We start from the raw sequence: 22071 nt of genomic DNA, 5'->3' as shown, positions 1-22071 counted from the left end.
ACAACCTAATAAAAAATTTTCTGTTGCGAATGTATCGCTTTTTTAATCTGCTTTTCCCCAACGGGATCCTTTTTACAACTATATGCCTCAAACAAAGGCACCTGATCCTTATAATGAGGATGAGTTACTCCGTCAGGGCTAACAAAACCGCTCTGCCCTGGTGCGGTAACCGAACACATCGTAAACTTCCCTCCCATTAAAGACACCATGTAGCTTGAGCTACCCGTATTGCCATAAACAGGAGTTCTGACCTCATTATCTTTGTCTCCCCAAGGCACTCTCACCGCACTTTGATGAGAGAAAAGCATGGTAGCAACAGGCACTCGCCAATCATCTATATTCTCTCCATGTTGCTTTATTAAAGACGCCACTGCATTTTTTAAGGCTTGCAGCACCACATCACTCGCGGCCTGACCTTGCAATAGGTCAATCGTTTGAAGCACTGAAGACTCCTCTCCCTGTAGTGCATTCCAAACTAATTTAGCAACTAAAGCTGGTTGCGCACTGCGTGGATCGTCATTTGATATGTATAAATCAGAGAGATATCCCTCCAAGATGTCTTTGGGTAAAACGGGAGATAAAAGCAAATGTGCCATTTCTTCTAGCCATGCTCGCATAATCGCTGGTGCAGCTCCTTGATAATACGATTTTGTCTCATCAGGTATTAACTTGTAATCCCAACCCTCAAGCTCTACGGCGACCTGCTGAAAAAAATCAGGCATATTTGCTTTAGACGCTGCTTGAATAATATATGGAACAAAATAACGAGCATGTAAATCCGCCCACGCCCCTTTATTATCAATCCCCCAAATTTCATCTTGGGTAAGCTTCTCTTTGGCTTCTAGCTCTACTAATAATTCCTGCACTCGATCCACATACGAAAAATGGGCGGAGTCTGCTAGAAGCCCTGAAAATATCTTGTTGTTCCAGCTAGCAATATATCCATTTGTAGGATTTAATATTTTAGGATTATGGTCAAAATCATAAAAGCCTAACCACTCCATAGTTCCGTCACCTACTGCTGGGAACTGAATATGTTGTTGTTCTGACCGAATGGGTAAACGACCTAAACCAGCCGCTCCAATATTATTATTCTTATCCGCATAAAACCATGTAATTGAAACCGCTACCCGCTTAGCTTGTTCCATGAACTCATCCCATGATGTCGCTTTAGCGGCTTCTGCCCAGCCTAGTAGCGTTTCAATTTCTAATCCCTCCCAACTTCTTCTATTTGCGTAAGCTGTCTTACTTTCCAGATCAAAAGCACTCACAAACCCCTGCTTGCTTTTGTAAACGTCGATAAGTTTTTCACGTTCCCCTTTGACAGGTATAGAAACCTGTTTATGCTCAAAAGGAATATACTTCCCATTATAAAGATACTCTTTTGGATTATTGGGGTTGAGTTTTAGCTGATACACATCATTCGTATCTAAAGAACCTACTGTAGATCCCCATGCTATTTTTCCATTAGTGCCAAATAAAATAGCAGGCAGACCTACAGGCGTTAAGCCTGTCAAATCATAACCAGCACCATGTAAGCCCACACCATATGTCATAGCCGGGGTATACCAACCTTGCTGTGGCCCATTATATAAAACGGGAACTCCTTCTTGCGTTTTCTCTGCTCGTAACACCCAAGCATTACTCGCCGTAGGAACACCATTAATAAAAGCATCTCCTAAGGCTAAACGGTCTTTTTCTAATAAGTAACTCGCTGTATGCTGTGATAAAGAACTCAAATAAGTTGTGGTGGTCTGAGAGCGCACCTCCTGATGCTCTGATTGAATAATTACAGGGGCACTAGGATCATTTAACCATTTTACTTGTTCATAAAAATCCCGCCCTAAATCCTCACCCAGCGTGTCTCTCAACCTTTCTAAAAGAGTCAAATTAGCAATCTCTGAGCTCGTGGCAAAAAACCGATTCAAAATCAGCCCTACCCACACGAGAGCAATATCTTCCTCTTGCCAGACTGTCGGCAAAAAATCGTAATCAATAAACTCTTTTGGCAATAAGGTTTCAGGACTGGCCAAGACTTCTTCAACTCTCTTAGTAAATCCAGCAGCATAACCTTTGAAAATTTGTCTATCCTCATCAGACAACTGGCTCAACTGTGTAGTAATACTTTTAGGATCAAATCTACTATGGGTAACTTCATCTAACGACAAATAGTCCCTGCCTAGAACCTCCGCTACCCTTCCTTGCCCAATTCTTTTAGCCATTTCCATTTGGAACAAGCGATCTGTCGCTATGGCATAGCCATATCCATAAAATAACCCATAGGTATCTTTTGCATAAATATGTGGTACGCCATAGGTATCTCTTTTAATTGTTACTTGATTACCTAAATCACTAGGCGAGGTTGCACAGCCAAAAAGTAAACTAGCCCCCAGCACAGAACTGCTCAGCTTCCAGAATTTCATTCATGTCTCCATTGTTTTTATGAATAATATTTAGGAGCAAAGTAACTGAGAAGGGTGATCATTTCTAGTAGGGTTACTCTTGATACTCCTACCACTGCCCTCCAAGCGCTGTCATCAGTTTTGTTGCAGCAATAAATAACTCACTTTGTAAGCTGAGCATTGCTCGCTCGGCATTTAATGCGTTAGTTTCGACTTGCACTACCGACAAATAGTCAATCAGCCCCGCTTCATATTGATTACGCGTTAATTGTAAAGATACACGAGCAGCGTCTAAAGCGCGTTGTTGATTCGTTAGCTCTTTATGCAGGCCATGCCATTGCACTAGAGCATCTTCAACCTCGCGCACGGCTTCGAGTACCGTTTGTTTATAGGCCGCTGCCTGTGCATCGTAGGCCGCCATGGCCTCATTGACACGTGCGGTACGCGCCCCCCCATCAAAAATGCTTAATGCCAATGCCGGCCCTAACGACCAAAAACGAGCTGGCACACTGATCCAATCCGACCACGACCCGCTTCTATAGCCCCCTTGCGCTGAAAGGCTAAGATTCGGTAACCACGCCGCTTTTGCCACCCCTATCTGGGCATTGGCAGCAGCCATTCGTTGTTCAGCAGCGGCTACATCTGGTCGCTGTAATAATAGCTGTACAGGTAGACCTACGGGCACGGATGGAAGTGCGGAAAACACCGCATCAGCCTGTAAAGCAAAGTGGGATGGCACACGCCCTAATAACACCGCCATCGCATTCCGTAACTGCCCCCATTGTCGATCCAAGGCTAGCCGTTGTACACGCGCATTTTCCAACTGAGACTGAGCCGCTGCCACATCCGCCACAGACACCATACCAACAGCCAAGCGCTGCTGGTTCATAGCTAAACTGCGCTCATAAGCGGCAATAGTTTGGTCGTAAAGCTGTTGAGCTGCACGTACATATTTGGCCTGAAAATAACTTTGTGCAAACGTTGAAGCAAGACTTAAACGCGTCGCCGCTAGATCTGCTTGGCTAGCCGCTAAGTTTGCTTGATTCGCTTCTACACTACGCCGCACACGCCCCCAGACATCCAGCTCCCAGCTAACGCTCGCGTTCAGATTATATTGATTGGTAGGTGCGCTTTGCCCGGAGCCAGCACGCTGCCCCGATGCCCCCATATCTAAAGTCGGAAATAAGCCGGCTCGCGCTTGTCCTAACGCCGCTTGAGCTTGGCGATAACGCGCTTCCGCTTGCGCAAGGTTCTGATTATGCTCAAATAACTCCTGTATCCAATGTGCCAGCTGATCATCATTAAAGCGTTGCCACCACTGATCTGTTGCTTGCCCCAAAGGCGTTGCCGGCACCCAAGCGGAACGGTCCGCTGCCAGCGAATGCGCATATTCATCATTCACGTCTATATTAGGGCGTACATAGTCCGGACCCACGGCACAACCAGCCAAAATAATTACACCGCAAGCTATTACTGTTTTATACCATCGCATCATGCTTGTTATGCCTTTTTAATCCGGAATCGTTGGGCGAGTTTTTCAAGATAAATATAGACCACTGGTGTGGTGTAAAGCGTAAGCAGTTGACTTAAAATCAAACCACCCACAATCGTTAAACCGAGAGGCTGTCGCATCTCTACCCCGGGGCCGGTCGCAATAATCAGCGGCACGGCTCCTAAAATTGCCGAAATGGTTGTCATCATAATAGGTCGGAATCGCACCAGACAGGCCTCGTAAGCGGCCTCGGTCACTGTCATACCATGATGGCGTTGCGCATCTAAAGCATAATCCACCATCATAATGGCATTTTTTTTCACAATACCAATCAATAAAAACACCCCGATCATGGCAATAATAGAAAACTCTTGCCCTACCCACATAAGTGCTAATAACGCTCCAATCCCGGCCGAAGGTAATGTGGATAAAATGGTCAGTGGGTGCATATAGCTTTCATAAAGCATGCCCAAGACAATGTACATCACCGCTAGGGCAGCTAAAATCAACCAAGGCTGTTGCGCTAAGGCATTTTGCATCATGCGTGCCGAGCCCTCATAGCCTGCTTGGATTTCATGCGTAGGCAGGCTAATTCTTGCCATTGCCTCGTCAATAGCAACTAACGCCTGATCCAAAGACACACCGTCCGCTAAGCCAAAAGACACACTCTCTGCCACAAACAACCCCTGATGGCTCACACTCAAGGGGGCATTGCCATGCTCAAAATGTGTAAAAGCCGCCAGCGGGATACGCCGTCCATCGCGCGCCACGACCTCCAGTTGCTGTAATGACTCGAGGTCTCGCGCAAAACGCTTTTCTACCCCCATTACGATATAGTATTGATTCAAGCGCCCATATACTACCGACACCTGTCGTTGGCTAAACGCATTATTTAGCGTTGAAGCCACCAAAGCCATATCAATACCTAAGGCAGTCGCTTTTTCTCTATCAATACGCAATTCAATACGCGAGCCCTTATCATCAGAATCGGTATCCACATCCGTTAGCTCTGGTAGCGCGGCCATCGCCTGCTGAACTTTGGGCTGCCACTCTTTTAGTAGAGCTAAATCACTCGCTAATAAACTGTAACTATACGAACCGGCACGACCTAAACCGCCCCCTACAAAAATATCTTGCTGTGGCGTTAAAAACATCCGTGCTCCTGGCTCCGACTGCAATTGGTTACGCAGCCGTGCCACCACTTCGAACGCAGTGGCCTCGCGCTCATTCATTGGCAACAACTCAACCAAAATCATTGATGAGTTGCTCCCCCCTCTACCCCCAGCAAACACCGCCACATTCGCTACGGCGGGATCATTTAAAATAATTTTTCTAAATTTATCTAATTTTGGCACCATGGCCTCAAAAGCCATCCCACGATCTGTACGGAAAAACCCCATCAATTGCCCCGTATCCTGCTGAGGAAACAAGCCTTTAGGGATCGCCGTATATAAATAACCATTTAAAATAATCGTGGCAAACAACGACAACAACGTCAGAAACTTATGTCGTAACGCCCAGCCTAAACTACGCTGATAGCCATGTACCACATACTGACCCGTCCGATAAAACAATCGGCTTATTTTTCCAGAACGTTGTTGCTCATGACGTGGGCGTACACGTAATAGCTTGGCAGACATCATTGGCGTTAGCATCAAGGAAATCAACCAAGAAATCATCACGGCCACAGACAGCGTGACGGCAAACTCTTTAAAAAGCCGCCCCACTAAACCACCCACCAACCACATCGGGATAAACACCGCCACCAAAGAAACGCTCATGGCGGTAACGGTAAAGCCCACATCCCGAACCCCTCGGGCGGCGGCCCGTAGCGGCGTTGCCCCCTTTTCTAAATGGCGCATAATGCTTTCCAGCACCACAATGGCATCATCCACCACAAAGCCCGTTGCTACAATCAACGCCATTAACGAAATCGTATTTAGCGTAAAGCCAAAAAGATACATGAGCGCAAATGTGCTGATCAAGGAGGCAGGAACCGCTACGGCAGGAATCAATGCCGCACGCCAATCACGTAAAAACACCAGCACCACCAACACCACCAATCCCACTGCAATGAACAGCGTTTTGTGTGCTTCTTGCATCGAGGCACGTATACTTGGGGTGCGGTCTTGCGCCACATGAATCTGTACCCCTGCGGGCATCATGGCTTCAAACTGGGGGATGCGCTCACGAATGGCTTCAACCGTTTCAATAATATTGGCATCGGCTTGACGCCGCACCATCAACAATACCGCCGGCTGATCATTCACATAACCAAAATTATTAATGTCTTCTACAGAATCTTCGACCGTAGCCACATCTTGTAAGCGAATCGGGCTATCGTTACTCCAACCAACAATTAACGGAGCAAACTGCTGCGCCTGATTCATTTGGCGATCTGTGCTTAACCACCACTGCTCGTGGTCATTTTCTAAAAACCCATTCGGGCGTAATGGGTTCGCATTTGTAATCGCTGTGCGTACATCATCTAAAGCCAATCCAGCCACCGCCAACGCTTGGGGGTTGATACTAATCCGTACCGCCGGCAATGACCCCCCACCCACGGATACTTCTCCCACCCCTTTTACTTGCGCCAATTTTTGCGCCACAATCGTCGTCGCCAAATCATATAACTGCGCTTGGTTTGCCGTTGGCGAGGTCATCGCTAACACCATAATCGGCGCCGAAGATGGATTCACTTTGTGGTAAGTAGGAACACCACGCATGCCCGACGGCAACATGGGGCGTGCCTGATTAATGGCTGCTTGTACGTCTCGTGCTGCTTCATCAATATCCCGCTCCAACTCGAACATGAGCGTGATACGGGTCGAGCCTTCAGAACTACGGGAACTCATTTCTGACAAGCCAGAAATCGCCCCCAAAGCCTGCTCCAAAGGCGTAGCCACGCTGGAAGCCATGGTTTCGGGGCTCGCCCCCGGTAGGCTTGCGCTGACCGAGATCATCGGAAAATCCATTTGTGGCAAAGGCGCCACCGGCAGCTGCCGTAAAGCTAGGAACCCCGTAAACACCATCGCCACACACAGCAACGTGGTCGCCACCGGTCGCATAATAAAGCCGGTTAACCAGCGTTTCATGCTGACCTCTGTCGCATACGTGACCAACGCTGTGACCAGCGATCAAAAAACAAATAAATCACCGGTGTCGTAAACAGCGTTAATACCTGACTGCAAATCAACCCCCCTACCATCACCAACCCTAAAGGCTGACGCATTTCAGCCCCCGAGCCGCTGGCTAACATCAAGGGAATCGCACTAAATAACGCGGCAAACGTCGTCATTAAAATAGGTCTAAAGCGTAAGAGTGCGGCTTGGTGAATGGCTTGCTGAGCGGGCAGCTTGTCTTGGCGTTGTGCGACCAAGGCAAAATCAATCATCATGATGGCATTTTTTTTCACAATACCTATTAACAAAATAATGCCAATCACCCCCACCATATCGAGCTCTCGCCCTGTTATTAACAAAGCCGCTAAGGCGCCTATCGTGGCTGAAGGCAAGGTAGACAATATCGTGATAGGATGAATATAGCTTTCGTATAAAATACCCAGCACGATATACATCGTCACCACCGCTGCCAACAACAACCATAATGTGCTCGACAAAGACGCCTCAAACGCTTGCGCTGCCCCCAAAAACCGCAGCTCCGTGGAATCTGGCAACCCTAAATCCACTGCGCTTTGTTGTATTGCCTGCACCGCATCGGATAAGGAATACCCTTTTGCCACGTTAAACGATAACTGCGTTGCAGGAAACTGGTCCAAACGATCAATAGACAGCTCTACCGCCATTTGCCGCATCTGAGCAATCGCTGCCAAAGGCACGACTTCGCCCGAGCGCGTAGGCACATAAATAGCACGTAATGCTTCGGGAGACTGACTAAACGAGGGCGCCACCTCAAGCACAACACGGTACTGAGCAGACTGCGTATAAATCGTTGAAATTAATCGCTGCCCGAAGGCATCGTACAACACATCATCAATGGTAGATTTACTGATCCCTAGCCGTGCCGCAGCATCCCGATCAATCTCTACCATCACTTGCTGACCTCGGCTCTGCAGGTCCGTCGCTACCTCTGCCAGCTGAGGCAACTGTTGCAAATGCTCTAACCACGATGGTACCCAGGTATTAAGCACAAGAGGATCGGGATCTGACAACGCCATTTGATACGCAGTACGACTGATTTGATCATCTACCGTAAGCTCTTGGATTGGCTGAAAATACACTCTGAAATCGGGCTCATTGCCAAAATCACGCGCCAACTCCTCGATAATTTGCGCCGCGGTTTTTGTGCGTTGCGCATGCGGTGTCAACGCAATCTGCATACGTCCCGTGTTCAACGTGGGGTTATTGCCATCCACCCCAATAAAAGACGTCACGGTCGCCACATCCTCATGATGCGAAATGGTTTCTGCAGCTTGAGTTTGTAGCCGCGCCATTGCCTTAAACGAGGCTGTTTGTGGCCCTTCGGTGATAGCTTGCACCATGCCGGTATCTTGTTGCGGAAAAAACCCTTTAGGCACAATCCAGTACAACCCTGCCGTCACCAACAACGTAGCCACTGCTACCCATAGCGTTAAACGCTGGTGTGCCAATACCCAATGTAAACCACGATCATAGGCGTGCACCACACGCTGCATGGCCTGATCTGCCCAGTGTACAAACGCATTAGGCCGTTTTTCCATGGCCTCTGGCGCACGTAACAAACGAGCGCACATCATCGGCGTTAAGGTAAGTGAAATCAATAAGGACAGCGCAATAGCTATTGCCAACGTGATCGCAAACTCCTGAAATAAGCGTCCGATCACATCTGACATAAACAGCAACGGAATCAGCACAGCTATCAAAGACACCGTCAGCGAGATCAAAGTAAAAGTGATTTGCTGCGCCCCTTTTAAGGCAGCGGGCAAAGGCGCCATCCCCTCTTCGATGTAGCGGGCGATGTTTTCTATCATGACGATGGCATCATCTACCACAAAACCCGTCGCAATGGTCAGCGCCATCAGTGTGAGGTTATTAATGCTAAACCCCCACAAAAACATCAGAGCAAACGTGCCCGCAATAGATAATGGCACCACCACCGAGGGAATAAAAGTCGCCGTCCAAGTGCGCAAAAACACAAAGGTCACCAGCACCACGAGCCCTATCGCCATCAGCATTTCTGCTTGCACTTGCTTGACCGAGTCACGGATTGTCAACGTACGATCCGTGGCCACTTGAATATCAATACCCGTAGGTAATGATGCTTGTAGGCTAGCTAACTGGGCTTTGATACGATCGGCCACCTCGATCACGTTTGCCCCAGGTTGGCGTTGAATATTCAACAAAATCGCTGGCTCTGTGCCCAACCATGCCGCTTGGCGAATGTCTTCGGCATCATGCACAATGGTGGCAATATCCCCTAATCGTAACGGCGCATCGTCCACATATTGCACTATGAGATTTTCATAGTCAGCCACCGAACGTAGCTGCTCGTTAGCGCTAATTGTGGTCGAGCGCTGTGGTCCATCCAAACTGCCTTTAGGCTGATTGACATTCGCCCCCACGACCGCTTGGCGCACGGATGCCATGGTCAACTGACGCGCTGCTAACGCCTCGGGGTCCACTTGGATGCGCACGGCTGGGCGCTGCCCACCCGCAATGCTGACCAAACCCACCCCATTTACCTGTGACAGCTTTTGTGCCACACGCAAATCAATTAGGTCGCGCACCTGTGGCAACGGAATCGTCGGTGAGGTCACCGCCAAACTTATGACCGGCTGATCCGCCGGATTTACCTTGTTATATAAAGGTGGCGAGGGCAAATCAGAAGGCAGCATATTTGACGCTGCATTGATTGCGGCCTGTACCTCTTGTTCTGCAATAGCTAACGACAGCCCTAAATCAAACTGTAATGTAATCCGCGACGCCCCCCCAGAGCTGGCGGAGCTCATTTGTGCCAAACCTGGCATTTGTCCAAACTGCCGCTCCAGTGGTGAAGTCACCAAGGATGCCATTACGCTTGGGCTAGCCCCTGGGTACAAGGTCACCACCTGAATAGTCGGATAATCCACCTGTGGCAAAGCGGCCACGGGCAACGCCTTATATCCCATTAGCCCTGCTAACAATAACGCCACCATGGCTAAAGTAGTCGCTACTGGCCGCAAAATAAATGTACGGGAAATGCTCACCTATTCCCCCTTAGGGTTGTACCAACGTGGGAGCTGCTGCGCGCGCTGCGTCCCCTTGAGCCTGCCCTTTACCGTTAATCGGATTGACTTGACTACCCTCTCGCAGCCTATCAGTGCCCTCTACCACCACCTGCTCACCCAGAGCCAAACCGTCTGCAATTAAGCTTTGTTCATCGGCCGTAAGCTGAACCTTTACTGGGCGTATAGACACCTTTTGATCAGCGCCAACCACATACACAAAATCCCCAATAGAGCCAGTTTGAACAGCGGCAGCAGGTATCACAATCCCCTGATGTTTGGTTAGCAATACATTCACGCTCACAAACTGATTAGGAAATAATCGATTATCTAAGTTTGGCATTGAGGCCTTAACTCGCACCGTACCAGTATTCAAATTGATTTGATTATCTACCGCTAAAATCGACCCTGTGCTAATGAGCTTATTTTGACGATCACTAACTTGCACAGGCAGCGACTGCTCAAGTTGCAAATGCTCAAATAAGCGGGATAAATCTTTTTCTGGTAGTGAAAAGCTCACCGCAATCGGTTGCGTTTGCGTAATCACGACTAGACCATCCGTATTGGCTGCAGAAATTAAATTCCCCTCATCTAAATTACGCAGCCCTAGACGTCCATCAATAGGCGAGGTGATTTTGGTGTACTCAAGTTGTAGCTTCGCGTCCTCAACGGCCGCTTGTGCCGTGGTAACTGAGCCTTTAAGCTGCTCTACCAAAGCCCGTTGATTATCAACCTGTTGCTTAGCAATGGATTGCTGCTTTTCTAACTGGAGAAACCGTTGTAAATCGCTTTGTGCTAGTTGCAACTGAGACTGAACCTGACGTAACTGCCCCTGAGCTTGGTCCAGTTTTGCTTGATAAGGACGTGGATCAATCTGGGCTAAAACAGTGCCCGCTTGCACAAATTGACCGTCTTTAAAAAATAACGTTTGTAGCTCGCCTTCGACGCGACTACGTACAGTAACGGTATTAAACGCCTGCACAGTCCCTACCGCATGCAAACGTTCCTCGACTATACCCTGAATGGCTTCAGCCACACGCACGGGTGTTTGAGGAGCACGCATGCCCATAGGAGGTCGCCCCGCAGACGGTGCTGCTGGCTTTTTTGCCCACCAGAACCATGTCCCGCCTATAACGAGGATAAAAATCACTACCAATAGCCAGCTACGCTTTTTAGCGATGGGCTGCCCCGTTTTTTCTGCCATATATGTCGGATCCCTAACCTAGTGTTAACCTATATTACAGCGCGCTAGCTGAAAAGGAATCGCCTGCTTAACCGTAACGGGTTTATGATCAGCGCCATGACGAGAAAACCGCACTAAAATCACGTATTTATTTGCACTCATGTCGGGATAGACCCCATATTGCTCATCGACCCAAACACGTAACAATTGAAAAGTTTTTCCGCCCAGCATTTCTTGATAAGCACCCGCTTCTGCCACCTGCTGCACGCGATCACCCGCCCCGCGCAAAATACGCAAAATAAGATCCAACGCCTGATACAACGGCATAAAAGACTGCGTCCACGCTTTAATATCGGCCTGACGATGCTCAGGGCTCAACATCTGCCAACTATAAAAAGAAGGGATATCAACCTGAGACGCCCCTCCAGGAACAGCTAATCGCCCACGTATGCTGCATAACCACTCATTATCACGCAAATCTTGAGCGATCCGACCTTGCGCTGATAAACCCTGAACAATGCGTGCAATCTCATTTAACGTACTTTCTAAAACATCCAAAGAGACCTGCGGGTGCTCACGCAATGCATTAAGCGCCACACGCTGGCGCTCTAAATCTTGTAATACCATCCCACGCAAATCGGTACGTTCAGTTACATCAAGCAGGTCAAACAAGGTCGCTATCGCCACCTGATGTAAATAAGGGTCTGAGCCTTGGGTAAAGTAAAAAAGGCGCTTGAATAAAGATTCAATACGCAGAAAAGTCCGTACTCGTTCGTTACAGGGGTACTCGTACAAAATCACGTAATAAAAACCCTAAATGATTCAATCAGTTATTGAGAGGCTACTACTTTTTTGCCTACTCACACCATTTTGCGTGCATTTGCTGCACCTGCACATTTAACTGCTCAATAGAGGTGGTCCCGTCGTTGACGATGACATCATCAGCATGCGCTAGCCTTTGTTGACGAGAGGCTTGAGCCTCCATGATACGCTGGACTTGAGAGGCTGTCAGCCCGCTGCGCTGCATCACACGTTCGATTTGTGTTGGCTCATCACAATCCACGACACAAACCCTATCCACATATTGACGCCATGTGCCAGACTCAACCAGCAATGGCACAACCACAACAACATAACACCCTTGAGCTTGCTGCACCTTTCTAAATGTAAAGTCTCGAATCAAAGGGTGCAAAATAGCTTGTAGCTTCTCGCGCTGATCTGGCTGCTGAAAGACGAGTTCGCGCATACGCGCTCTATCCATAGCGCCCTCAGCCGTTATGTATGCACTGCCAAACTGCTGGCGAATGGCAGGTATCGCAGCACCACCTGGAGCTGTTAGCTGATGTGCCACCACATCGGTGTCCACGATGGCTGCACCATGCTTTTGTAAAAGATCCGCCACAAAAGACTTACCCGAACCAATCCCACCAGTTAACCCTATTTTCAACATATTTTGATCACCTAGAAGAGTCGGCTATCAGGAAGTAACCACACCAAAAAAGCTGCCGCAACCAAATACGGACCAAATGCACACTGCCCTGTGGGCCAACACGTTTTTTGCCAAATTATCTGTATGATAAAACAAAAAAGCGCCGCCCAAAACCATAACACCCCCAGCGTACCTAGCCCTAGCCAAGCAGATAATGCCACCAGTAATTTAACATCACCGTGCCCCATGACTGGATGTTTAAAACAAAAAACGCAAAAAGCGTTCAAGGCCCGCAAAAATACATAACTGCCCAGCACCCCCCACAACGCCTGTGTTACTACTGGCTCTGAAATGAGCAGTTGATAAAGGAGCCCTATCCACAATAAAAGCTGGGTTAATACATCTGGCAATAGCCTACAGAGTGCATCGATACGTGCTAAACATAGCAAACATCCAAGCCATACACTCATCATTACTACGTTTAAGTCTGGCTGAGTTGGTAGCCATGGCCAATAAAGAGCAAAGACTGCCAGCCCCATCCCAAATAGTCCTGCGGTGCCTACGCGCCACACCAAAGCATAGGAGGAGCGCTGCAGAAAACCATGCCGTACACTCATCCACCACAAGGACTCGTCAGCAGTCTGCCCTAAATGCACTCGTTGTGCATAAAATGGGAGCGCATCCAAATACACACGACTTATGACGGCTGCGCTCAGCCCAATATATAATGCCCATAAATACATCCTGCCCGCCTTCGCCTCAAAAGGAGCTGTCTATGCATAAAAAATCACTTTTACGCCTGTGGTTACCCCTCTGTACACTCACTACCGCCGCTGTTTTGGCGGGTTGCGCCCAAAACCCTGTAACGAGCAGCCCACGTGGCAGCTTAACCGAGGCTCAAGACCACGCCCGCGGAGGTCGCGATAAGGCTAAAGCAACGTCACAAGTCAACTTTGGCCTAAATCAACCCCTTAGCCAAAACAAAGCTGACGGTCTTACATCGGGGCAAATCCGTGAGCTCCTAGAGCCGCGCACCTTTTTAGGCACGATGTCCTGCCCACCAGCGGATAAAAGCTGCATGCCTGTACGCTTAGTCGTTACCATGAGCCCAGAGGGTGTATGGCGTATGCGTGCCACCGATATCACACAAAATGTAGCTCCAGTCACCAGCGAAGGCTGCTGGCACCAAATTGGCAGTAACCCTACGCGCATTGTGTTAATGACGCAAAACGAAACCGTTTTTGGTGACTTTAGCTTCATGTATGACCACCAGCTCCGCGTCAATGTGTTTAACTACGTACGTCCCACCCTAGAAACCCATCTCAGCCGTCAACCCGATATTGACCCGATCGAGGAGCTACCAAACCACGTAGGGCTTAATTGTCGTCCTTGAGCTTGCTCTAAAGACTTACGCTGTAACACACTCTGGAGCTCTAACGCATTGCGCAGTCGTATTTTAGTCATACCACTTGCGCGATGCGCTTCCACAGTACGTAACGACATGGTCAAATCCCCTGCTATACATTTATTAGGGGTCCCAGCCATCACCTGATACATCACTTTGCGTTCTTGGACCGTCCAACGGCTTAAATACACAGCTACAGACATAAAAAAAACCTCCTATGCTTTTCGCTACAAAAAGCATAAGAGGCTTTAAGAAAAATCCCACTCCGTATCCCGCTAGGCGGGTTTGAGCTCAGCGCTCAAACTATCCATATGAGCGATTAGATTTCTAAATTATCAATCAATCGCGTTTGCCCTAAACGGGCTGCACCTAGTGCCACTAAAGGCTCACCTTGAGCGACTTGCTCGGCTGATGGCATTAACAAATCGCTTTGACGCCGCAAGGATAAATAATCCACTTGCCACCCTTGTTGCTCTAGCTGCTTTGCTGCTTCGCTTTCGATTTTTTTAATATCAGTTTCACCGGCTAACACACGCTCTCGCACTGCTTGTAAACAGGCGTAAAGCTGTGGGGCTTGGCTGCGCTCGGCTTCGGATAAGTAACGATTACGCGAGGACATGGCCAAACCATCCGTTTCACGTACCGTTTCGTGTGCCAGAATTTCTACTGGCAGCTGAAACTGCCTACACATCTTACGCACCACCATTAACTGCTGGTAATCCTTTTTACCAAAGACGGCGACGCGGGGCTGCACACAAGAAAACAACTTCATCACTACCGTGCTAACACCATCAAAAAACCCCGGCCTAAACTCACCTTCGAGAATGTTCCCTAAGTCATTAGGCGGTTGCATACGAAAACTTTGTGGTTCTGGGTACATCTCTTTTTCAGATGGGGCAAAAAGCACATAAACATCCCGTGCTTTTTCTAACTTTTCAATATCTTGTGCAAGGGTACGCGGGTATTCAGCAAAGTCCTCATTTGGCCCAAATTGCAATGGATTCACAAAAATACTGGCCACCACAGGGTCTCCGTGTTGCCGTGCCATTTTCATTAAGGCCAAATGCCCGTCGTGCAGATTCCCCATTGTGGGTACAAACGCAACCCGCAATTGACCTTGCAACTGATCACGCAACTCTTGAATGGTGTGAACAACTTTCACTCGGAACTCCGATGGAAAAAATCAAGCAGGTACTGCTGGCTGCCGATAAGCCAACCGCAAATAGATCGGATCATACGGCTTGGCTTGGCTAATCGCAATCAATGCTTCTTTTGCCAGTTCCAACATGGCTAAAAAATGCACTACCACCACGGCAGTAGCATCTGCAGTATGCTGCTGTAACAATTCATTAAATAACTGATTAAACTCTAAAAACTCGGTCGTTGACAAGCGCCTTAGAATTTGACTCATATGATCACGCACCGACAACTGCTCTCGCGTGATGGTGTGCGACTGATGGAGCTTGGCGCGCCGCAATATATTTTGCCATGCTTGGCGTAAATCCTCTGCGCAGACCTCGGGCAGAATTTCCTCAATATGCAAGTCAGCTTTAGCGTGCGCTATCCAAAAATCTCGCTCTACGCGTGGTAGCGCATCTAAATCCAAAGCCGCCTGTTTCATTTGCTCATACGCCAAAAGACGACGCACTAATTCTGCGCGAGGATCTTCAACTTCCTCGCCCGTATCGGCTTTCTTGACGGGGAGCAACATACGCGACTTAATTTCGATCAGTAGCGCCGCCATCAATAAGTACTCACCCGCTAATTCAAGATTAGATTGACGTAACTGCTCTACATATTCCAAATACTGCTCGGTGACTTCGGCCATCGGAATATCTAATACATCAAAGTTCTGCTTACGAATCAAATAAAGCAGTAAATCTAAGGGCCCCTCAAAACTTTGTAATACCACTTCTAATGCTTGAGGGGGGATGTATAAATCCTGTGGAATCGCAAAAAGCGGCTCCCCATATAGGCGAGCGTAGACCTCCTTAGAGTCTAAGGCGGAATGACGACTATCTGCTGCGGTGTTCAATCTATATGACGGCCGTAGACCTTAAGCTACTAACTAATTGTCTTGGTAATACACATAGGGAGGTTGTGGCACAGCGGCAGCACGATACCCCTCTTGAAGCTCGGGATCAATATGCTTGTCCCAAAGCCGAGCGCGCCCTTCACGCTGACCGGCTTCGATTGCAGGGTTTTGTTTTTTGAAATCATTTAAAAATTGGGTGATTTCAGATTCGTAATTCTTTGCCATAATGGTGCGTAGAGAAGTCATTAAACATACACGTAGTGTACTGCAAACTGAGCCCACAAAACACATGTCATCGGAACCAACCCCACTTTCCCCCCAAGAACGCCGTGCGATTCGCATTATTCCCTACATTGTAGGCTGTGCCCTCTTTATGCAAATGCTCGATTCCACCGTAGTGGCTACGGCTTTGCCCATGATGGCAGCATCGTTGAACACCGATGCCATTCGCATGAACACCATTATCACCAGCTATTTGCTTGCCGTTGCGGTCTTTGTGCCAGTCAGCGGCTGGGCTGCAGATAAATTTGGCGCCAGACGCGTATTTATTGCCGCGATTTTACTCTTTACGCTAAGTTCACTAGCCTGCGCCATCTCACAAAGCCTGAACCAGCTAATTGCTGCCCGCATTGTACAAGGGCTGGCAGGAGCCATGATGGTGCCTGTTGGGCGTATTATTTTGCTACGACGCACCCCAAAATCCGATCTGCTCAGTGCCATGGCCATTTTAAGCCTACCCGCCCTACTTGGTCCTATTGTGGGCCCACCCGTAGGGGGATTTTTTGTGACCTATTTTTCTTGGCACTGGATTTTTTTAATCAATATCCCTGTTGGCCTATTAGGTATTGCTTTGGTTTTACGCTATATACGAGCCGATTTACCCAATGAGGCGCCTCCTTTAGATTGGCTGGGCTTTTTTTTAAGTGCGACGGCCTTAGCATGCTTAGTAGTGAGCTTTGAGTCCATCGGGCATAGCGAATTGAGCCCTAAGCAATTAGCACTATTGTTTGGCACAGGGCTAATTACAGCTACTTGGTATATATGGCATGCCAAACACATCGCCTTTCCTATTATTGATTTGTCATTATTACGCACGCGCAGCTTTGCGATTTCTATTTTTGGCGGTAATTTATGCCGCTTTTCCTTGGGCTCAGTACCCTTTATGTTAGCCCTTTTATTGCAACTTGGCTTTGGCATGAGCGCTTTGGCAGCAGGGCTTGTGACTTTTACCAGTGCCATAGGCGCGATTGTAATTAAACCCCTTGCGCCACGGATTATTCGCCGCTTTGGCTATAGAAATGTGCTGATGTATAACGCTTTGCTCACGGGTCTATTTATTGCCTTATGCGGCTTTTTTAGCGAATCCACACCGCTATGGTGGATGTCATGCATTTTAGGCGTAGGTGGGGTGTTTAGGTCTCTTCAGTTTACGGCCGTAAACACCCTTACCTACGCCGATCTAGATCAACAGGCCATGAGCCGAGCCAGCTCTTTTGCGGCGATGGCTCAACAACTAGGGATCAGCTTAGGCGTGGCCTGTGCTGCGATCACGCTAAACATCAGCATGCATTGGCATCAACATGCTCAAGTCCATACTCAGGATCTCTTTTGGGGGTTCATGGTCATCGGCGGGCTCACTGCGATTTCCTTTTTTTCCTTTAAACGCTTGCCACAACAAGCTGGCGCTAGTCTACAAGGCAAGAAAAGCAGTTAAAATCGCTCAACGGTAAGCAAATCACCCTGATTTGCACTAATTAACACAAAGGAAACCCAATGCAAAATATTCCAGCCTGCCCCCAATGCGCCATGGAGCACACTTATCCCGATGGCGATCTTTATATCTGTCCCGACTGCGCCCATGAATGGCCCATGGTGGCTGACACCCCTGTAGAAGAAAGCCGCGAGATCCGTGACAGCAACGGCAATCTTTTACAAGACGGCGACGACGTGCTTTTAATCAAAGACCTCAAAGTCAAAGGTTCTTCCACCAATTTAAAAAAAGGCACTAAGGCCCGTGGAATTCGACTTATCGATGGCGATCACGATGTGGCTTGTCGCATCAACGGTATTTCATACGAACTAAAATCTGAGTTTTTGAAAAAAGCTTAAATGTAATACTACTGTTTACACACCAAACATTCTGGATCTTTTCTAAAGCGAACCGTATGCCATTGCATGGTAAGCGCATCCACGCTTAATAAACGACCAACTAAAGGTTCGCCAAAGCCGCCAAGCAGCTTTAAGGCTTCGGCGGCTTGTACACACCCCACCATGCCTACCAATGGCCCCAAAACACCGGTAGTCGCACAACGTAATTCCTGCACATCATCGGCTTCGGGAAATAAACAGTGGTAACAAGGGGCGTTGGGGTCGCGTAGATCATAGACGCTGATTTGCCCAGAAAAACGAATCCCCGCGCCCGATACAACAGGGACGCGGTGCGCCACCGCAGCGCGGTTAATAGCGTGACGAGTAGCAAAATTATCGGTGCAATCTAAAACCACATCGTGTTGTGGGACAAGCTGATGCAGCGCTGCCTCATCCAGACGATCTGGTAAAGGAACAATGTGAATGAGGGGGTTAAGTGCATGCAAGGTTTGCTGACCTGAAAGGGCTTTATTCACCCCAACACGTTCGGAGTTATGCAAAATCTGGCGCTGTAGATTACTTAAATCCACCTCGTCATTGTCTACCAATGTGATCTGCCCCACCCCTGCGGCGGCCAAATAATAGGCGGCGGGAGAGCCCAAGCCCCCCGCACCGATGATTAAAACTCGAGCAGAGGAAATGCGCTCTTGGGCTTCAATGCCAAATTCATCAAGCAAAATATGCCGCGCATAGCGCATTAACTGCGCATCATCTAAAGACGTATCCGCCATTTACTGCACCGGTTGTAAGCCCTCGGGCGTAATACGGTAACGTTTTACGTCCCCGGACTTAGTTACTGGAGTTTTTTTTTCAGCCTCGGGGCTTGCCGTTTCACTGGTATCCTTTGTGTCGCTATCCGACTTAGGCTGTGCAGAAGGATCGGACTTCTTCACTGGACGCCCCTCGAGATGGTTAATAGCTTGCTGTAGCTGGAAATCATCCTCGCCACCAAACTCAAACATCTTCGGCTCTTTGACATAGCTGTCCTCGTCCGCATTAAAAGAGGACTCATCCTCGACCCCAGCATTGTTCAAATGGCGCTGCAAATCGGCTTCGCGCGGGATACGGAATAGATTACCTTGGGCGGTATCATCCACATAAATATCCGGCTCAACCCCCGTGACCTGAATGGATTTACCGCTTGGGGTGTAATACAACGCGGTAGTGAGCTTGATGCCAGACGTACTATCCAACGGCAACACACTCTGTACAGAGCCTTTACCAAAGCTGCGCGTGCCCATGACGGTAGCGCGGCCATGGTCTTGTAATGCCCCCGCGACAATTTCCGAGGCCGAGGCTGAACCCGCGTTAATCAGAACTACAATAGGGATATCTTTGAGCCAAGATAACTGCTGGGCCACATCCCGATCATTGCTACCTACCACCTGTGTTAGTGGCTTCACGTAGTATTCACGGTTGGACGAGGGAATACGCCCTTTAGTCGACACCACCAATGCCCCCTGATCCAAAAAAGCGGAGGTCACACCAATAGCGCTATCCAATAACCCACCCGGGTCATTACGAACGTCAAGCACCAAGCCGCGTGGACGTTGATTATTGCTTAGGGTCTGAATTTGTGTGATTAGATCGGCAGCCGTACGCTCTTGGAACTGAGAAATACGTACATATAAAATATCATTATCAAGCCGCTTACCACGAATGCTTTTGACTTTAATGTGGTCGCGCACAATTGTGACGTCAAAAGGCTTTTGCTCACCGCGCTGGATGCTCAATGTAATCGACGTTTTAGGCTCGCCACGCATCTTTTTGACGGCTTCATTTAAAGACATATCTTTGGTGGACTTGCCATCAATGCTCACAATCACATCACCAGCGAGAATCCCAGCTTTGGCCGCAGGCGTGTCTTCGATCGGCGAGATCACAGTGGGATAACCATTTTCGTGGCCAATCTCGATCCCTAACCCCCCAAAACCGCCCTGCGTCATGGATTCCATTTCTTTAAACGCCTCGGCATCCAGATAAGTGGAATGAGGATCCAGATCATTAAATAAACCTTTAATGGCTTCGTTGATTAAAGCACTGTCTTCGAGGGGTTCGACGTAGCTGCTTTTAATGGCTGAATAGACATTGGCAAACTGTTGTAGTTCGCGCAATGGCAAAGGTTCTCCACGCTGTGCCACGGCATTAATAGCCAAGCTAGCGAGCACCCCCCCCACACCACCTAATAAAATTAACCCAATTCGGTTTAGCCTACGAGAGCCCATGCAAAGAGTCCTATATTTGTAATATCAACAACGCAATCTGTTTGTGCTTTATGCCGCATTATAGGCGTTTAGGCAATCAGTTGCCTAGCCAAATCAAGGGGTTTACGGGCTGACCATTTTGTCGTATTTCAAAATAGACACCCGGCTCTACCTGCCCGCCTGTTGCCCCAACTCGTGCTACCGCTTCACCTGCTTGCACTACGTCACCGACCTGTTTTAACACACTTTGATTATTACCATAGACACTTAAAAAACCCGCGCCATGATCAATAATTAACAAATTACCAAAGCCACTCATCCAGTTTGCAAATACAACCCGCCCAGCACTGATGGCCTTAACAGGAGTACCTGCTGGCGCGCGAAACACCACCCCACGCCATGGCCCACCCTCAGGGCGCTCAGCACCAAACCGCCCTAGAGTCTCACCCCGTACTGGTGGGGTTAAGCCCCTTTTTAAGCCCGCAAAGCCACGCTCCGGCTCTACAGCAGGTGGCGGCGCTGGAGCTTTGGGAGAAGGCGGTGGCGGGGGTGGCGCCACGGGTGCTGCTGGCTGAGCGGGCGTATGCGCTAAGGCCTGCCAACGCGCATCCTCGGCTTTACGAGCTGCCTCTTGTTCCACGGCTGCAAGGGCTTGGGTTTCTTGAGCCTGCTGTTCACGCTGCTGCGCTAAACGCTGCGCGGCTTCGGCTTGACGCTTTTTTTCCTCGGCCAAACGCTGAGCTTGCTCTGCCTGACGGCGCTGCTCTTCTGCGCGACGACGTGCTTGCTCTGCCTGACGGCGAATTTCGGCTTGACGCCGTAGCTCTGCTTGGCGGGCGATTTCTTTTTCTAAACCGTCGATCAGCTGCCCTAAGCGCACATCATTATTGGCTAAGGTTTTGGCCTGCGTTTGCTGCTGTTTTAGCTGATCTTGCACCTGCGCCAACACCTTTTCCCGCTCGGTCTGCTGTTGCATGAACTGTTGTTTTTGCACCTCGGTTTGTGCGGCTAGCTGCGCTAATTCTTTTTCATTACTGGCTACGGCAGCATGCAACTGCTGTAAATGTGCTAAGCCCTGCTGCAATACCCGAACCTGTTCAGTTTGAGCTTGGGTCACATACCCTAAATAACCAAGCTCACGTTGGATCTGCTGGGGGTCTTTGCCCGACAACAATGCCGTCCATGGTGATAAGCCACTGGCATATTGCGCCCGAAGCTGTTCCGCCAACTGCTGTTGACCTTGTTCTTGCTTTTTTTGTTGTTGTTGAATTTGTTGTTTCAGATCAGCCAGATGTTTTTGCACCTGCGTTTGCCGTTGTTGCAAAAGTGTTAGCTCACGATCGGTATCTGAAATGCGGCTTTCTATATCGCGCAAAGCCGTGAGCGCTTGTTTTTTATCGCTTTGTGTGGATTCAATTTGTTTTTGGATTTCAGCAATGCGCCGTTGAAGCTCGGCGCGCTGCTTTTGTGCCTCGGCCTGCTGCGCACTGAGCGATGCCTGAGCCCAGGCCCCACTCATAACACCCATACTCAGTAAAAGAAGCGCCCAGATACGCAACAGCATAATTACC

Annotated in this window: 18 protein-coding genes; 3 read left to right on the top strand and 15 right to left on the bottom strand. The window is 48.8% G+C overall.

The window, feature by feature from the left end; all coding sequences use genetic code 11:
- Positions 1-5: 5 nt before the first annotated feature.
- The 8 genes from Q1V74_RS03875 to Q1V74_RS03840 form a co-directional block, all read right to left on the bottom strand.
- A complete protein-coding gene (locus tag Q1V74_RS03875) occupies positions 6-2423 on the bottom strand; it encodes a penicillin acylase family protein (RefSeq protein WP_300647138.1) in 2418 nt (805 codons plus the stop codon).
- Positions 2424-2511: 88 nt separating this feature from the next.
- Positions 2512-3897, bottom strand: a complete 1386-nt coding sequence (locus Q1V74_RS03870; protein ID WP_300647137.1) for an efflux transporter outer membrane subunit — start codon at positions 3895-3897, stop codon at positions 2512-2514.
- Positions 3898-3902: 5 nt separating this feature from the next.
- Positions 3903-6989: an efflux RND transporter permease subunit gene (locus Q1V74_RS03865; RefSeq protein WP_300647136.1), complete on the bottom strand. Its 3087-nt coding sequence runs from the start codon at positions 6987-6989 to the stop codon at positions 3903-3905.
- The gene (locus Q1V74_RS03860) at positions 6986-10078 is read right to left on the bottom strand and encodes a multidrug efflux RND transporter permease subunit (protein WP_300647135.1); all 3093 of its coding nucleotides are present in this window, start codon (positions 10076-10078) and stop codon (positions 6986-6988) included. Before Q1V74_RS03860 ends, Q1V74_RS03865 begins: the two co-directional genes overlap by 4 nt.
- A 10-nt stretch (positions 10079-10088) precedes the next feature.
- Positions 10089-11300 carry an efflux RND transporter periplasmic adaptor subunit gene (locus Q1V74_RS03855; RefSeq protein WP_300647134.1) on the bottom strand — a complete coding sequence of 404 codons (1212 nt, stop codon included), beginning with the start codon at positions 11298-11300 and terminating at the stop codon, positions 10089-10091.
- Positions 11301-11324: 24 nt separating this feature from the next.
- Complete coding sequence (gene zapD, locus Q1V74_RS03850; RefSeq protein ID WP_300647132.1) at positions 11325-12080, bottom strand: cell division protein ZapD; 756 nt, start codon at positions 12078-12080, stop codon at positions 11325-11327.
- A gap of 55 nt (positions 12081-12135) precedes the next feature.
- Positions 12136-12729 (bottom strand): dephospho-CoA kinase, encoded by a 594-nt coding sequence (gene coaE / locus Q1V74_RS03845; RefSeq protein ID WP_300647131.1) that lies wholly within the window; start codon positions 12727-12729, stop codon positions 12136-12138.
- Positions 12730-12740: 11 nt separating this feature from the next.
- The gene (locus Q1V74_RS03840; protein WP_300647130.1) at positions 12741-13451 is read right to left on the bottom strand and encodes an A24 family peptidase; all 711 of its coding nucleotides are present in this window, start codon (positions 13449-13451) and stop codon (positions 12741-12743) included.
- A gap of 32 nt (positions 13452-13483) precedes the next feature.
- On the opposite strand from Q1V74_RS03840, the gene Q1V74_RS03835 reads away from it, so the two are divergent.
- Positions 13484-14101, top strand: coding sequence for a hypothetical protein (locus Q1V74_RS03835; protein ID WP_300647129.1), 618 nt, complete (start codon positions 13484-13486; stop codon positions 14099-14101).
- On the opposite strand, the gene Q1V74_RS03830 is transcribed toward Q1V74_RS03835, so the two are convergent.
- From Q1V74_RS03830 to Q1V74_RS03815, 4 genes are all read right to left on the bottom strand, one after another.
- Positions 14038-14316: a LuxR C-terminal-related transcriptional regulator gene (locus Q1V74_RS03830; RefSeq protein WP_300647128.1), complete on the bottom strand. Its 279-nt coding sequence runs from the start codon at positions 14314-14316 to the stop codon at positions 14038-14040. The two genes, Q1V74_RS03835 and Q1V74_RS03830, sit on opposite strands and share 64 nt — an antisense overlap.
- A gap of 116 nt (positions 14317-14432) precedes the next feature.
- Positions 14433-15275 (bottom strand): pantoate--beta-alanine ligase, encoded by an 843-nt coding sequence (gene panC / locus Q1V74_RS03825; protein WP_300647127.1) that lies wholly within the window; start codon positions 15273-15275, stop codon positions 14433-14435.
- Positions 15276-15296: 21 nt separating this feature from the next.
- Complete coding sequence (locus tag Q1V74_RS03820) at positions 15297-16148, bottom strand: ScpA family protein (RefSeq protein ID WP_300647126.1); 852 nt, start codon at positions 16146-16148, stop codon at positions 15297-15299.
- A gap of 33 nt (positions 16149-16181) precedes the next feature.
- Positions 16182-16373 carry a DUF3460 family protein gene (locus tag Q1V74_RS03815; protein ID WP_260650695.1) on the bottom strand — a complete coding sequence of 64 codons (192 nt, stop codon included), beginning with the start codon at positions 16371-16373 and terminating at the stop codon, positions 16182-16184.
- 64 nt (positions 16374-16437) lie between these two features.
- Between Q1V74_RS03815 and Q1V74_RS03810 the strand changes: the two genes are divergently transcribed.
- Positions 16438-17862: a DHA2 family efflux MFS transporter permease subunit gene (locus Q1V74_RS03810; protein ID WP_300647125.1), complete on the top strand. Its 1425-nt coding sequence runs from the start codon at positions 16438-16440 to the stop codon at positions 17860-17862.
- A gap of 59 nt (positions 17863-17921) precedes the next feature.
- Complete coding sequence (locus tag Q1V74_RS03805) at positions 17922-18257, top strand: zinc ribbon domain-containing protein YjdM (protein WP_300647124.1); 336 nt, start codon at positions 17922-17924, stop codon at positions 18255-18257.
- An 8-nt stretch (positions 18258-18265) separates the two neighbouring features.
- Here Q1V74_RS03805 and moeB read toward each other — a convergent pair whose 3' ends face one another.
- The 3 genes from moeB to Q1V74_RS03790 all read right to left on the bottom strand — a co-directional run bounded on the left by moeB (position 18266) and on the right by Q1V74_RS03790 (position 22064).
- Complete coding sequence (moeB, locus tag Q1V74_RS03800) at positions 18266-19027, bottom strand: molybdopterin-synthase adenylyltransferase MoeB (protein ID WP_260650618.1); 762 nt, start codon at positions 19025-19027, stop codon at positions 18266-18268.
- The gene (locus Q1V74_RS03795; protein WP_300647123.1) at positions 19028-20521 is read right to left on the bottom strand and encodes a S41 family peptidase; all 1494 of its coding nucleotides are present in this window, start codon (positions 20519-20521) and stop codon (positions 19028-19030) included.
- Positions 20522-20597: 76 nt separating this feature from the next.
- Positions 20598-22064 (bottom strand): peptidoglycan DD-metalloendopeptidase family protein, encoded by a 1467-nt coding sequence (locus Q1V74_RS03790; protein WP_300647122.1) that lies wholly within the window; start codon positions 22062-22064, stop codon positions 20598-20600.
- Positions 22065-22071: the final 7 nt, after the last annotated feature.

The sequence above is a fragment of the Paenalcaligenes sp. genome, assembly GCF_030152715.1.
Lineage (GTDB): Bacteria > Pseudomonadota > Gammaproteobacteria > Burkholderiales > Burkholderiaceae_B > Paenalcaligenes > Paenalcaligenes hermetiae.
This window is presented reverse-complemented; position numbering and strand designations above follow the sequence as displayed.

What these genes read in the sequence shown, in the direction of transcription:
- Q1V74_RS03830 (WP_300647128.1), bottom strand. Translation starts at nt 14,316, where the DNA reads ATGTCTGTAGCTGTGTATTTAAGCCGTTGGACGGTCCAAGAACGCAAA.
- Q1V74_RS03795 (WP_300647123.1), bottom strand. Translation starts at nt 20,521, where the DNA reads ATGGGCTCTCGTAGGCTAAACCGAATTGGGTTAATTTTATTAGGTGGT.
- Q1V74_RS03840 (WP_300647130.1), bottom strand. Translation starts at nt 13,451, where the DNA reads ATGTATTTATGGGCATTATATATTGGGCTGAGCGCAGCCGTCATAAGT.
- Q1V74_RS03865 (WP_300647136.1), bottom strand. Translation starts at nt 6,989, where the DNA reads ATGAAACGCTGGTTAACCGGCTTTATTATGCGACCGGTGGCGACCACG.
- Q1V74_RS03870 (WP_300647137.1), bottom strand. Translation starts at nt 3,897, where the DNA reads ATGATGCGATGGTATAAAACAGTAATAGCTTGCGGTGTAATTATTTTG.
- Q1V74_RS03810 (WP_300647125.1), top strand. Translation starts at nt 16,438, where the DNA reads ATGTCATCGGAACCAACCCCACTTTCCCCCCAAGAACGCCGTGCGATT.
- Q1V74_RS03805 (WP_300647124.1), top strand. Translation starts at nt 17,922, where the DNA reads ATGCAAAATATTCCAGCCTGCCCCCAATGCGCCATGGAGCACACTTAT.
- Q1V74_RS03835 (WP_300647129.1), top strand. Translation starts at nt 13,484, where the DNA reads ATGCATAAAAAATCACTTTTACGCCTGTGGTTACCCCTCTGTACACTC.
- Q1V74_RS03875 (WP_300647138.1), bottom strand. Translation starts at nt 2,423, where the DNA reads ATGAAATTCTGGAAGCTGAGCAGTTCTGTGCTGGGGGCTAGTTTACTT.
- coaE (WP_300647131.1), bottom strand. Translation starts at nt 12,729, where the DNA reads ATGTTGAAAATAGGGTTAACTGGTGGGATTGGTTCGGGTAAGTCTTTT.
- Q1V74_RS03855 (WP_300647134.1), bottom strand. Translation starts at nt 11,300, where the DNA reads ATGGCAGAAAAAACGGGGCAGCCCATCGCTAAAAAGCGTAGCTGGCTA.
- Q1V74_RS03790 (WP_300647122.1), bottom strand. Translation starts at nt 22,064, where the DNA reads ATGCTGTTGCGTATCTGGGCGCTTCTTTTACTGAGTATGGGTGTTATG.
- Q1V74_RS03815 (WP_260650695.1), bottom strand. Translation starts at nt 16,373, where the DNA reads ATGGCAAAGAATTACGAATCTGAAATCACCCAATTTTTAAATGATTTC.
- moeB (WP_260650618.1), bottom strand. Translation starts at nt 19,027, where the DNA reads ATGGCGGATACGTCTTTAGATGATGCGCAGTTAATGCGCTATGCGCGG.